General features: G+C 38.7%; 14 protein-coding genes. 1 reads left to right on the top strand and 13 read right to left on the bottom strand.

All coding sequences use genetic code 11. From position 1 onward, the window contains the following. Positions 1-57: 57 nt before the first annotated feature. Together scpB and ACVYAD_RS21985 are read right to left on the bottom strand one after the other, a co-directional pair. The gene (scpB, locus tag ACVYAD_RS21990; RefSeq protein ID WP_349659719.1) at positions 58-651 is read right to left on the bottom strand and encodes an SMC-Scp complex subunit ScpB; all 594 of its coding nucleotides are present in this window, start codon (positions 649-651) and stop codon (positions 58-60) included. Then, entirely contained in the window at positions 623-1,402 is a 780-nt protein-coding gene (locus ACVYAD_RS21985) for a segregation/condensation protein A (protein WP_349659604.1), read from the bottom strand. Before ACVYAD_RS21985 ends, scpB begins: the two co-directional genes overlap by 29 nt. A 55-nt stretch (positions 1,403-1,457) precedes the next feature. Here ACVYAD_RS21985 and ACVYAD_RS21980 point away from each other — a divergent pair, with 55 nt between their 5' ends. Beyond that, on the top strand, positions 1,458-1,964 hold the full coding sequence (locus ACVYAD_RS21980) for a DUF309 domain-containing protein (RefSeq protein WP_476427951.1): 507 nt from the start codon (positions 1,458-1,460) through the stop codon (positions 1,962-1,964). Here the strand turns inward: ACVYAD_RS21980 and ACVYAD_RS21975 are convergent. From ACVYAD_RS21975 to ACVYAD_RS21925, 11 genes are all read right to left on the bottom strand, one after another. Next, complete coding sequence (locus ACVYAD_RS21975) at positions 1,958-2,332, bottom strand: GNAT family N-acetyltransferase (RefSeq protein ID WP_476427950.1); 375 nt, start codon at positions 2,330-2,332, stop codon at positions 1,958-1,960. The genes ACVYAD_RS21980 and ACVYAD_RS21975 overlap by 7 nt on opposite strands. Positions 2,333-2,531: 199 nt before the next feature. Continuing rightward, complete coding sequence (gene lysA / locus ACVYAD_RS21970; RefSeq protein ID WP_476427949.1) at positions 2,532-3,851, bottom strand: diaminopimelate decarboxylase; 1,320 nt, start codon at positions 3,849-3,851, stop codon at positions 2,532-2,534. A 236-nt stretch (positions 3,852-4,087) separates the two neighbouring features. Next, positions 4,088-5,536 (bottom strand): spore germination protein, encoded by a 1,449-nt coding sequence (locus tag ACVYAD_RS21965; RefSeq protein ID WP_349659608.1) that lies wholly within the window; start codon positions 5,534-5,536, stop codon positions 4,088-4,090. 15 nt (positions 5,537-5,551) lie between these two features. Then, positions 5,552-6,295, bottom strand: coding sequence for an RNA polymerase sporulation sigma factor SigF (gene sigF / locus ACVYAD_RS21960; RefSeq protein WP_206700774.1), 744 nt, complete (start codon positions 6,293-6,295; stop codon positions 5,552-5,554). A gap of 58 nt (positions 6,296-6,353) precedes the next feature. Next, entirely contained in the window at positions 6,354-6,794 is a 441-nt protein-coding gene (gene spoIIAB / locus ACVYAD_RS21955) for an anti-sigma F factor (RefSeq protein ID WP_349659609.1), read from the bottom strand. Then, positions 6,787-7,140, bottom strand: a complete 354-nt coding sequence (gene spoIIAA / locus ACVYAD_RS21950; protein WP_079560712.1) for an anti-sigma F factor antagonist — start codon at positions 7,138-7,140, stop codon at positions 6,787-6,789. The genes spoIIAB and spoIIAA overlap by 8 nt, the downstream gene beginning before the upstream one ends. Positions 7,141-8,150: 1,010 nt before the next feature. After that, a complete protein-coding gene (locus ACVYAD_RS21945; protein WP_476427948.1) occupies positions 8,151-9,401 on the bottom strand; it encodes a thymidine phosphorylase in 1,251 nt (416 codons plus the stop codon). A 14-nt stretch (positions 9,402-9,415) separates the two neighbouring features. Beyond that, positions 9,416-10,597: a phosphopentomutase gene (gene deoB, locus ACVYAD_RS21940; protein WP_386829340.1), complete on the bottom strand. Its 1,182-nt coding sequence runs from the start codon at positions 10,595-10,597 to the stop codon at positions 9,416-9,418. Positions 10,598-10,672: 75 nt separating this feature from the next. After that, entirely contained in the window at positions 10,673-11,575 is a 903-nt protein-coding gene (xerD, locus tag ACVYAD_RS21935) for a site-specific tyrosine recombinase XerD (protein WP_476427947.1), read from the bottom strand. Between the two features lie 113 nt (positions 11,576-11,688). Next, positions 11,689-13,272, bottom strand: a complete 1,584-nt coding sequence (locus tag ACVYAD_RS21930; protein WP_476427946.1) for a hypothetical protein — start codon at positions 13,270-13,272, stop codon at positions 11,689-11,691. Beyond that, the gene (locus ACVYAD_RS21925) at positions 13,272-13,694 is read right to left on the bottom strand and encodes a zinc ribbon domain-containing protein (protein WP_349659614.1); all 423 of its coding nucleotides are present in this window, start codon (positions 13,692-13,694) and stop codon (positions 13,272-13,274) included. Before ACVYAD_RS21925 ends, ACVYAD_RS21930 begins: the two co-directional genes overlap by 1 nt. Positions 13,695-13,806: the final 112 nt, after the last annotated feature.

The raw sequence follows: 13,806 nt of genomic DNA, 5'->3' as shown, positions 1-13,806 counted from the left end.
TAGATTATATTTATGTTTTAAGCTAAGCTTTATACCTTTAACTCATTCCGAACTGATTTACTTTACACCGCTAAATGTTTCTTGGAATTTAGTCATAAATAAATCTGTTTCTTGCTCTGCTTCAACTAGCTCATCTTCAGGTAAAGACGGCATTTCTTCTATACTATTTAAACCAAAGTAGTTTAAGAATTCTTTCGTTGTACCATATAAGATTGCACGTCCTGTCCCTTCTGAGCGACCCACTTCCTTAATTAACCCCCTAGAAGCGAGAGTCTGTATTGGTCTTTCACATTTCACACCACGCAAATCTTCAATTGTTACGCGTGTAATTGGCTGTTTGTATGCCACGATCGCCAATACTTCAAGTGAAGCTTGAGATAATGATTGAGCAGTTGGATTTTCTACTAATCTTTGTATCGTATCTGCTAGTTCAGGTTTTGTGATAAGCTGATAAACGCCAGCTATTTCTTTTACCGTTATACCTCTAGATCCATCGTCTTCATATGCCGTTTTCAATGCCTCCATTGTCTCTACGACTAACTCTTCTGGTTCTACTAAAAGTTGTGATAATTGTTTAATGGTTAAGCCATCGTCACCAACAACAAATAATAAGGATTCTATTTTACTCTGTAGCATCTTTGTTTTCGTCATCATCCCATTCCTCCTTCTGTAATGTAACTGTTAATTCTTCAAAGTTACCATCTTGCTCTACGATGACTACCTGACGTTTCATCAATTCAAGAATAGATAAAAACGTCAGAATAAGCGTTGGCTTATCTTCATAGGGAAATAGCTCAAAAAATGATGCACGTCCACCTGTAAATCGTAATGAATCGACAACCGAACGCATTTGATCTTTCACAGAGCGTTCCTGTCTTGCTACAGTTGTCTTTAGTGGTTTTTTTAATTTTTTTCGACGCATTAGTTTTTGAAAGGCTCCAAGCATGTCATAGATGTTGACGTTCAAATCAAATAACGCCATTTGCTCATCTGAGGCTAATCCAGATAAATCTGCTGGTGGCCGTGTAAACACCTGTGCCCGATCTGTTTCAAGCTCTTGCAGGCTACTTGCTGCTTCTTTATATTTCTTATACTCTATTAAACGTAGCACCAGTTCTTCACGAGGGTCTGGACCGTCAACTTCTAATTCAGCTTCGTCAAGCTCACCTTCATGGATTGGCAAAAGCATACGACTTTTAATAGCCAATAATGTTGCTGCCATCACTAAATATTCACTAGCCTCATTTAACTCCAGTACTTGCATAGCATGTATATGGTCGATATATTGTTGAGTAATTTCAGCCATTGGAATATCATAAATATCAATTTCCAATCTGTTAATTAAATGTAATAATAAATCAAGAGGCCCTGAAAAGGCTTCTAATTTCACTTCATAAGACATTGTTTTACCACCCTGAGATTATATGTTCTTTTAGTATAGTAGAAAGGAGTCTAAAATGCATCCACAGCACCATACTTTATTTATCGACTACTGTTCTTTTTTCAATGGTAATCACGATTTTTTTGAATGCCATGAAGTCCTTGAGGAATACTGGAAAGATATTGCTCCAGGTGATAAAAAGCATCCACTCGTTGGATACGTACAGCTTGCAACCGGTTTATATCATTGGCGACGTAACAATTATATTGGCGCTGCGCGATTATTAGAAAAATCACTCAAAAATTTCCAATATAATAAGGGACATTTATTTTTTGATGAAATCGACTACGAAATACTACTAACTCAACTAGCAGATACACTTTCTGCTACCCAGAAGGGCAAGTCCTTTCAAGCATTTCAGCTTCCTCTTTCACCTACATTGGAGGAATTAGTATTTGCTCGCATGAAGCTTTTACCATCAACTAGCTCTAACTATCTTCTTCATAAACATATGCTTCGAGATCGCTCACATATTCTTGCAGAGCGTCAAGAAAGCAAACAAAGAAAAAGCAGACGTCAATGATCGTCTGCTTCTCCATCGATACAATTTATACATTTGTGAACAATATTACGTGTTTCCTCTGTTGCAAGCACAGTTTCATAGTGACCAAGTTCTGCCACTTCCTGTAGCATTTCCTTCGCAACACCTTCACCTCTATATGAAGGGACAACGGAAACATGTTGAATCGTAGCTATATTATCACTATTTGTTACAAGTCCAACAATGCCAACATACTCGTCGTTCTTTTTCCATAAATATAAAACCCAATTATTATCATTTTCATAGGAGTGGATTGTCTCTTTGAGCTTTTTTATGTCTTTTTCGTTAGGCATAAACGAGAGTAGCCCCATTGCTATTTTCTCGAAAGCTTTCTTATATCGAATTAACATATTTGTCTATTCCCTCATTTTCTAGCTGTACATAATCTTTGACTATCCTACACGATTTGTACTTTTACCGCAAGTCCATTTCTGTCTTACGAACCAGGTCCGAGAATACCTTTAGACGCCAACACCCAATAGACAACGCCCCACAACAAAATAAAAGTTGAAATGGACGCTAGTAATACCCATTTGTTTTTTCTCATATTTACTCACCCTTTTTTAACGTTAGCGGGAGATCGTTCTGTACAATATCTTCATAACTTTCGCGTCGAATTGCTAATTGATGTTTGCCATCTTCTACAAATACAACTGCTGGTCGTGGCACACGATTGTAGTTACTCGCCATAGAATATCCATACGCACCAGTACAGAAGATTGCTAGCACATCACCAGAAGCAGCTTCTTGAAGCTTAGCATCAATAATTAATTTATCACCTGATTCACAAAGTTTACCAGCCACTGTATATGTTTCACTTTTCGATTCGTCTGCTTTACTCGCAATGATCGCTTCGTACTTCGCATCATATAAAGCAGGACGGATATTATCACTCATACCACCATCGACAGCAATATATTTACGAACATTAGGTACTGTTTTTTGTGAACCAATTGTATAAAGAGATATTCCTGCATCCCCTACAAGTGATCGCCCTGGTTCAATCCAAATTTCAGGCATCGTTAGACCAAGTACAGTAGCTTTAGTCTTTACAACTGTAATCATATCCTCTACATATACTTGTGGCTCAAGCGGTGCATCTTCCTCAGTATAACGAATTCCGAAGCCCCCACCTAAGTTTAACACAGTACACGTAAAATCGTGAGACTTGTTCCAATCCGAAATTTTATCAATTAGTTTTTCTCCTGCTAAGCCAAAGCCCGCTGTGTCAAAAATTTGAGAGCCAATATGGCAGTGTAATCCTAGAAGCTCTAGATATTCATGTTTAAAAGTTTGTTGGAAAGCTTCATCTGCTTGACCATTATTTAAGTCAAAGCCAAATTTTGAATCCGCTTGACCTGTCGTAATGAAATCATGTGTATGTGCCTCCACACCTGGTGTGACACGTAGTAAAATACGCATTTTTTGCTGACGGCGCTCTGAGATTGCTTGTAAAAGTTGAATTTCATAGAAGTTATCCACGACAATACAACCAATTTTTGAGTCAAATGCTAATTCTAGTTCAGCAATGCTTTTATTATTACCGTGGAAATGAATGCGCTCCGGAGGGAATCCAACTTTTAAAGCTGTAAATAATTCTCCACCAGAGACAACATCTAAAGATAAATTTTCTTCTGCCGCTAATTGGTACACAGCTACACATGCAAATGCTTTTGAAGCATAAGCTACTTCTGCTTTTACACCTAGTTTTTTAAACGTATCTATAAAGCCGCGCGCACGCTTTCGAATAAGTGCTGTATCGTACACAAATAAAGGTGTACCATACTCTTTTGCAAGCTCTAATGTATCTACCTGTCCAATCGTTAAATGACCATCTTCAGAAATCGCTTGTGTTCCATATAAATGCATGTGCATCTCTCCCTTTTCACATCGTTCCATCATGTGATACATTGCACCTCATTTTAGAAAGATTTTGGGCAATTTAGCCTACAATCCTTATTTAGAGGGATATTGCTTCATTCAACAAGTTGCTACATATGTTTTACCACGTGGTGAAGCTTTTGATGAATGAAGACAATTTTCGCAAAAATCACAAAATACTATATGTGAACTTTATCACATGAAAAAAACGAGTGCAACGGCTTCTATGATCTTTTTCGCTGTTGGGAGTCGACAACATATGGCCTCAATGCATCAGCTGTCATCGGGAAACGAACAAGTACGCGAAGCATCGCATTTGGGAAGAACGGAATAAGTGGCCATAAATATGGCGCTTGCATCGGACGTAATGAACATAAATACGTAAATATTATGAAGATCCCGATAAATAACCCATTAACTCCCCAAATTCCAGTCATTATTAACAACACTAGTCTAAAGAGTTTAATGGAAATACCTAGCTCATAAGATGGAATAATAAATGTCAGAATAGCTGAAACGGCTGTATATAACACTACCTCTGGCGTAAATACCCCAACATCAATAGCGATTTGACCAATAATTACACCTGCAACCAACCCCATCGCAGTGGATAATGGTGATGGGGTATGAATGGCTGCCATCCTCAAAAACTCTATCCCAATATCACCAATAAGTACTTGTAGCAAAAGTGGGATATGTGATTTTTCCTTAGCACCTAAAAAGGATAGCCCATCTGGTAAAAATACCCCGTGCGTTGCACATAAATACCATAATGGCAATAATAATAAACCCATAATCGCTCCGAAATAGCGCATAAAACGGACAAAGGTTCCAACTGTTGGCGCTTGTCTATACTCCTCAGCATGCTGCAACAAATGAAAAGCAGTTGCAGGTACAAGAATGACAGAAGGAGACGTATCGACAATAATGGCTATATGGCCTTCAAGTAAATGTGCTGCGGTAATATCTGGTCGTTCCGTATAACGTACAAAAGGAACTGGATGGAACTTCTGTTTAAACAGCCATTCTTCTAATGATTTATCAGTCATAGTCAAACCATCATGATGAATTTGTGCAATGCGCCGTCGCAATTTATCGAGCGCTTCATCATTCGCAATACCTTTTATAAACGCTAGAGCGACATCGGTTTGACCAATTTCGGATATTTTATGTAGCTCGAAACGTAAATTACTATTGCGAATTCGTCGACGAATCAAAGCAGTATTTTGAGAAATACCTTCAACAAAACCGTCCCTAGATCCTCGAATTACCTTTTCATTGTCAGGCTCCTCTGGGGAACGTCCTGGATAACTTCGTATCTCTGCAACAAAACCGTAACCACTTTTAGTTATAAAGACTACTTGTCCACTTAATATCGCTAATAAAATGGCTTCACGCTTTGTTTCCTCTGAACGACCTTGGTAATTGAAATAGGCTTCAAAATACTCCTTTTCATCCTCAATATCAACGTCCTCATCAGGCAACATATTAGTGAGTAATTGCGTTAACACAACTCCATCCACAAGTCCGGTTACATATGCACAAAGAACCGGCAAATCTTTGACAAACAGATGCTTTATACTAATGTCAAATGATTCGCCGTCTCCAAACTGTTCTTTAAGAAAATCTTCGGCTTCTTCTAAGCTGTTAAATAGTTTATCTTTATCTGTCATGCTGTCACCATTTTCTTAAATGTCTTTTTTTACTTCTTCCTCTTCAACTGTGGCACTTGTGGCCATCCAAGTTTTCAATTGAGCAAGAATTTTTTTCTCTAATCGTGATACCTGAACTTGTGATATGCCTAGCCTGTTGGCAATTTCAGTTTGGGTACAATCTGAGAAATATCGTAAATAAATAATGGATTGCTCTCTAGGCTCAAGCCTTGTGAGCACCTCTTTTAGTGGAATATAGTCAAATGGCTGCTCAGATTTTTCGTCCTTCATCTGATCCATTAATGTAATAGAATCCCCTTCACTCTCATACAATTGTTCATGCAAGGAAGCTGGATCTCTCAATGCATCTGAAGCTGTTACAATTTCCTCAGTTGTAACACCAAGAACTTGCGCTAATTCATGAATGGTTGGTGGATGCTCATTATTTTTAATGAATTCATCAGTTGCATGACGAATTTTAAAATTAAGCTCACGAATAGAACGGCTAACCTTCACCATTCCATCATCCCTTAGAAAGCGCTGAATTTCTCCGATGATCATTGGTACAGCATATGTCGAAAATTTAACATCATACGTTAGATCAAATTTATCCACAGACTTCATAAGCCCGATGCAGCCAATTTGAAACAAATCCTCGAGCTCCACGCCCCTGCTTGTAAAGCGTTGGACAATAGACCACACAAGCCTCGTATTCCCTTCAATCATTCGTTTACGAGCCTCATGATCGCCCTGTTGTGCACGCGCAATTAAATCTCGCATTTCTCCCTGTGACAATAGCTTATCGGACGACTGTTCTAGCGGCTTCACAATCGCAGCCTCACATTACCGGTGTGCGAACCGAGTAAAATTTCTTCGTAAATGTGACAGTTGTACCTTCTTGCCACTTGGACATGACTGTCAACTGATCTGAAAAACTATCCATAATAGTAAAGCCCATACCCGAACGTTCCATCTCACTTTTCGTCGTAAACAACGGCTCCATTGCCCGACTTACATCCTCTATACCTAACCCTTTATCCATAACAGACACCGTTACAATATCATCCTCACGCTTTGCATGAACTGTAACAACACCCTTACCATCCTCTTCATAACCGTGAATAATGGCATTAGAAACGGCCTCTGAAACAACCGTTTTAAATTCGGATAGCTCATCAATAGTTGGATCTAATTGTGCGATAAAGCCGGTCACAGCTACACGCGCCAAGGCTTCATTTTCACTAATTGCTAAAAAAGTTAATGTCATTTCGTTATCCATTTACAATCCCCCTAACTCGATCAATCGCTTCTTCTTCTGTTGCTTCCATCATCCACGGCCCTAAACCTGAAAATTGAAATACTTTTCGCATTGTCGGCGATGGATTCAATAATATCGTCCGCCCAGCGACTGCCTCTAACTCACGCATCCGACCAAGCACTAAACCTACACCTGAACTATCCATAAAAGAAAGCCCCTCTAAATTCCAAATAATAGTCGTTACAGTACCTTGAAAAATTGCTGTAGAAATTTTAGCTCGAATTTGCTCTACTGCATGATGATCGAGCTCCCCAAATAAACGTATAACCACTGTCTCTCTTGTTACCATTTCTAACTGAAAATGCATGAACATCGCCTCCTCCTCGTGCAATTCCACATTTAATGTGGTGATTCCTTGCGGCTGACAGAACTAGTGCAAAGTCTTCCGAAATAGTGGCAAATCGACATACTTATAGCTTTTTAGGTTAATTGCAGTATGGGATAAATCAACATTTTTTAAACATAGCTGACACTTTTCACAAGAATTATTATTATGTTAGAGGTGTGAGGTGTGAGTAGAAATTTAGTGGTAGGCGGGGGCGGAGAGGAGCAGGGCGGGGGAGCGAAGGTTTTGTATGTCAAAGCGTGGTGACCGGGGGTGGCCGCCGGGGCGGGCGGGGTGGCGGGTCTGTCTGTCGAAGAGGGTTGGGTGGTTCTTCCGTGACTTTGGCGGTTCTATCCACGATTTTGACCATTCTATCCACGACTTTGGCGGTTCTATCCACGACTTTGACCGTTCTATCCACGTTTTGGCGGTTCTATCCACGACTTTGACCGTTCTATCCACGTTTTGGCGGTTCTATCCACGACTTTGACCGTTCTATCCACGTTTTGGCGGTTCTATCCACGACTTTGACCGTTCTATCCATGTTTTGGCGGTTCTATCCACGACTTTAACCGTTCTATCCATGTTTTGGCGGTTCTATCCACGCTTTGGCGGTTCTATCCACGACTTCGGCTTTTCTTCCTTCGCTTCAGCTTTTCTTTCCGTCGCTTCGCCCTACTTTCCGTCGCTTCAGCCCTACTTTCCGTCGCTTCAGCCCTTCATTCCGTCCCTCTGACTTCTTTCCGTCGCTTCGGCCCCACTTTCCGTCGCTTCATCCCTTCTTTCCGTCGCTTCATCCCCTCTTTCCGTCGCTTTGGCCCTACTTTCCGTCGCTTCAGCTTTTCTTTCCGTCGCTTCGGCCCTACTTTCCGTCGCTTCAGCCCTTCTTCCCGCCGCTCTAACTCTACGTTCCGCCGCTCCACCCTTCGCTTTTCAGAACAAAAAAGCGAGAATCCCCTTTTATTAAAGAGAATTCTCGCTTTCATATTTATTTATGCAATTGTATAAGCTTTCTGTACTTTTTCGATTGTTTCCTCATCAATTTGACCATTTGAATATAAATAAGCAATCGTTTCGCCAGTACGAACTTTGTCACCTTTTTTGGCAACCAATTGAATACCGGCATCATAATCAAGCTCTGATTCCTTCGTTAATCGGCCTGCACCAAGACCAACGCTGGCTTCTCCGATCAATAGTGCGTTAATCGTCCCTACAGTACCTTCAGCAAATGCGTTAACAGCTACTTTATTTGCTGTGTCTTTTTGTAGGATATCTGCTAAATCGCCGCCCTGTGCTACGATAAATTCCTCGAATTTTGCAGCGGCTGAACCATCTTCTAATACGCGTTTAACAGCCGCTGTTGCTTCGGCCTCATTCACTCCAGCTGCAACTTGGTACATCAGCGAAGAGATAATAATACATTCATCTAGAAGATCTTCGTGCGTTTCGTCCATACGTCCATTTAATAAAGCAACTGCTTCTACTACTTCAAGCTTATTGCCAATCATTTTACCTAGTGGATTATCCATATCACTAATATGCGCGACTACTTTACGTCCTAGCTTTTCACCGATTGCAGTCATCGTATCAGCTAAAACTTGTGCTTCTTCTTCTGTTTTCATAAATGCACCTGAGCCACATTTAACATCTAGTACAATGCCGTCTGCACCACTTGCTATTTTCTTACTCATGATAGACGCGGCAATAAGTGGTGTGGAATCGACAGTACCTGTCACATCTCGCAACGCGTACAATTTTTTGTCAGCTGGTACAAGGTTGCCTGTTTGACCAGCAACTGCAATTTTATGTTTATTGACATTATCGATAAACTCTTGTGATGAAAGCTCTGTTTTAAAGCCACGAATCGATTCTAATTTATCGATTGTCCCACCTGTAATGCCTAGACCCTTACCACTGAATTTTGCCACAGGAATATCAAGTGCAGCAATGATTGGAGTAACAATTAGTGTAACTTTATCGCCTACACCGCCAGTTGAATGCTTATCAATTTTAAAACCTTCAATAGATGATAAATCAATAACATCTCCAGATTCTATCATTGCTTTTGTTAAATAAAATGTTTCATCATATGTCATGCCCAATAAACGGATTGCCATTAATAGGGAACTTGCTTGATAATCAGGAATTGCACCAGTAGTGTAACCCTCTACAAAATACTGTATTTCAGCCTGTGATAGCTCTTTGCCTTGCTTTTTCTTTTCAAACAGCTGTGCCATATTCATATCTATTATCCCCCTTACTTCAGATCATTTAAGAAGCTTTTACCAAACTTTGGTGCTTCTACTTTGAAGTTTTCTGCAACTGTCGCTGCGATATCTGCAAAAGTTTCACGAAGTGCTAGCTCACTACCACCATTAAAGCGTGGTGAATAAACAATTAACGGTACATATTCACGTGTATGGTCTGTCCCTGGGAATGTTGGGTCATTTCCGTGGTCCGCTGTAATGATTAGTAGATCATCTTCTGTCATTACCTCAGTAATCTCTGGTAAACGTGCATCAAATTCTTGTAATGCGTTACCATAGCCAATAGGGTCACGACGATGCCCAAAATTCGCATCAAAGTCTACTAAGTTCAAGAAGCTTATACCATGGAAATCACGACGTACTACCTCTGCAAATTTATCCATACCATCTGTATTATTTTTCGTACGTACTGCATCAGTAACGCCTTCACCGTTGAAAATATCAGAAATTTTCCCAATTGCGATAACGTCTAAACCTGCATCCTGTAAGACATTCATCGTTGTACGACCAAATGGTTTTAACGCATAGTCATGACGATTAGATGTTCGCGCGAAGTTTCCAGGTGTACCGATAAATGGACGAGCAATTACACGACCAACTAAATATTCTGGTTGTAATGTTAGCTCACGAGCAATTTCACAAATTTTATATAATTCCTCTAATGGAATAATTTCCTCATGTGCAGCAATTTGCAAAACAGGGTCAGCAGATGTATAGACAATAATCGCTCCTGTCTCCATATGTTCCTTGCCAAAGTCCTCGATTACTTGTGTTCCGCTTGCAGGTTGATTGCAAAGAACTTTGCGGCCAGTACGTTTTTCAAGCTCTGCAATAAGCTCAGCTGGGAACCCTTCCGGATATACCTTAAACGGTTTATCGATATTTAACCCCATGATTTCCCAGTGCCCTGTCATCGTATCTTTACCAACAGATGCTTCTTGCATTTTTCCGTAGAACGCTTTTGGTTTGTCAGTAGCTTGTATACCTTGTAATGGTTCAATATTTGCTAAGCCGAAAGACTCCATATGTGGCATTGTAAGCCCATTCATTTTTTCAGCGATATGTCCAAGAGTATGTGAACCTACATCTCCAAAATTCGCTGCGTCTGGAGCTTCACCAATCCCAACTGAGTCCAATACAACTACATGGATTTTCTTAAATGGTTTATTCATAATTTTGCCTCCTACTCTCATGTCTCTATTTTACCAAAAAAGCTCGAAAAATAAAGGTCAGACCTCCTACTAATTTTAAGCACGTGGATGAAATTGCTTATAAACCTCTGATAGTCGGGATTTACTAATATGTGTATAAATTTGCGTTGTGGAAATATCCGCATGTCCAAGCATCTCCTGTACTGCACGTAAATCCGCACCGTTCTCCACTAAATGCGTTGCGAAGGAATGGCGTAATGTATGTGGTGTTAGTTCATGTTGGATGCCTGCTTTTAAAGCATGCTCCTTCATTAATTTCCAACAACCTTGCCTTGTTAAACGTTTTCCTCTTTGATTAATAAAAAAAGCATCCGTTTTTGGGTACTTTCCTTGTAATTGACTTCGTGCGCCATCTAAATAAGTACATAATGCTGAAAGCGCGCTTTTTCCAAGGGGAATGATTCGCTCCTTGCCTCCCTTACCAAAAACACGCACAAAGCCCATCGTTAGGTGAATATCAGTTAAATCCAATGCAATTAGCTCACTAATGCGCATCCCTGACCCATATAATAGTTCTAGCATTGCCACATCCCGAATGCCCTGTGGCTTGCTGCGATTTGGTGACGCTAATATAGCTTCAATCTCTTCAATCGAGAGGACATTTGGTAGCTTTTGCTCAATGATCGGCATTTCTAAATGAACTGTCGGATCTGTTTCAGCTCGCTTTTCTCGAAGTAAAAATTGGTGAAAACTACGAATGGAGGAGATATGGCGGGCAACAGTACGACTTGTCTTTCCTTGCATTCGCAACTGCTCTAAATGACGCAAAATGGTCGTCCTTTCCACTTTACGAAAGTCAGACATCCCTTCCGTTTCCCGCAAAAAATTCACGTAATTTTCTAAGTCTCGGCGATAGGATGCTAATGTATTATCAGATAATTGTCGCTCTACTTGGATAAAATGGATATAATCCTCTATTGCATATTGAAATTCATTCATCATAGCGCCCCCTTAACATTCTACTATCTTCCATATTAACATGTTCAATAAACCAAATGCTTGCTCCACAAAAAAAACCTCCCTTCACGCATCGTGTAAGAGAGGTAGTTCATTTATTTTTTTAATTGATACTGTCGCAAATAACCACCTGCGGCAAAACTTGCAGAAGAGACGATCAAAACAAGTAAAGCTGTCAAAATGATTTCAAATGAAAATGAAAACTGGATGTAACCATCGGAAGCTGCTGTAAAATCGAGCTGGATATTCACAAAATAAATAATCATTAACTGTAACGCTGTAAACAAACCTGCAAAAATCAAACATTCTTTCCAATTCATACGATGGACAATATATAATATATAGCCAGCTGCACTTATCAATACGATCGTGATTAGTACTAAAATAAATGATGGCAATAACGAATATTTTTCCCCTTCAAATAAACTATTATATAAATAAGACTGATATACTTCAGATTTTTCATTATCAAAAAGGCTGTAAGTAATGTTCTCTGAAAAACCATCTAGTGATGCATTCATGTGAAGCTTTGAAAAGAACGTACATATCCAATTCCAAGTCCCCATATAAATACTGCTAAAAATTGAAACAGTTTCTGATTCTAAAACCTTTTTATCCAAACTAAAATAAATGTTCGAGAAATTAACAAGCAACCCAATTAATGTAATGGCTACTGAAAACATAGCATACTGCACATATTTTACTTGATAGCTTAATTTTTCAATAATAGATTTATTAAAGTAAGTTAAAATTGCTGCAAACCCAAATATTACAATTGATAAAATAGTCGCCGAGAGAATCATATCCAAAACAGAATAATTCATTGACGCGTCAATCATAAATAGCCCTTTAGTTTCTACTTGACCAAGCTTTGTACTGAACTTTGATATGAAAGAAATAACTAACATCACAATAACATAGACAATTGTTGAATAAAGTATACCTTGATACAAAGGCCAATTATTTTTCCGTGCAAGAATACCGTAAATTACACCACCTATTACTAAAGCAATGAAAGGAATGAACATTAGCCCAAATAACACATTGTCCATAGATATATGCAATGAATTATTAGTAAAACCTGTGTCTAAAACAACATTCCATTCTGCTTTAACATTATGAACTACTGTCACTAAGCTTGGAAGTGAAAGTATTTTAGGTATATTTAGTCTGACACCAAACTCTTTATAAATATTATCCTCTAACTCTGAAGGGTCACTCATAATTGCTTTAACGATTGCTGATTCTTCATGATCTAAATCAGCCGTTACTACATCTAGTAAGCTATTTTTTGCAATGAAAGTAAACATAAATATTAACAAAATGGACACAACAATAGGAACAAAAAATAATGGATTATTTTTAAAGAAATTCACTTTTTCCTTTGAAGCATTCTTTAATTCTTGCCCTTTTATATTCCCCATATTTGGTACATTCACATTTTTTAACGTTTCGCTTATTACTTTATTGAATGTCGTTTTTTGCTCAACTCTTTTAATAGTTATCTCACCACATTGACTACAAAACGAGCCTGATTCTTCGTTTTTTGTGCCACAAGATAAGCAAAAATCATTCGTTGCATATGTATGTTTAAATGGCTCTTTCTCAATAACTCCATTTGTCTTAGGGCAATATGTAAAATAATTAGGATGTTGCTCGTGACAATGCCTACAAGTCATTATAGTGCCCCCTGTTTCATACCACAGCATGGACAAAATAAAGCGGATTCATGTATTTCTTCAGAACAGCTTTGGCATGATTTATACACAGTATTTGGATCAATATAAGTAGGATTCAATGTACCACAATTCCCGCAGAATTTTGCATTTCCGCCAAGTTGTTGCATGCATTTTGAACATTGTTGTGATGCCGCGTTTATATTTGTTATCTGCTTACCATATCGGTAGATTAAGCGATCCTGCGACGCAATTCCTAAAGAAATCTCTGACAATTCATCATGATTAAGTTTTTGATTTAATAATTGTAAATGAACCAATTCTCCTAATTTAACAATCAGTTCCATTCGCTTATCTTTCGCCAATTTCAAGCCATTTTTTAAATCCTTTAACTCCATTGTACTTATATCTTTCATATCAATCATATATACACTTCCTTCACTATTTCTGTTGTTGCCATCCCTAATAGTATCCATTTTTTATTATTTTTTCAATAAGTTATTCTTTATTCTTCCATTTTACATGGTATATTTATAT

It is taken from the genome of Lysinibacillus sp. G1-3 (genome assembly GCF_056322905.1).
The sequence above is the reverse complement of the archived record's forward strand: the minus strand, read 5'-3'. Positions and strand labels throughout refer to the sequence as shown.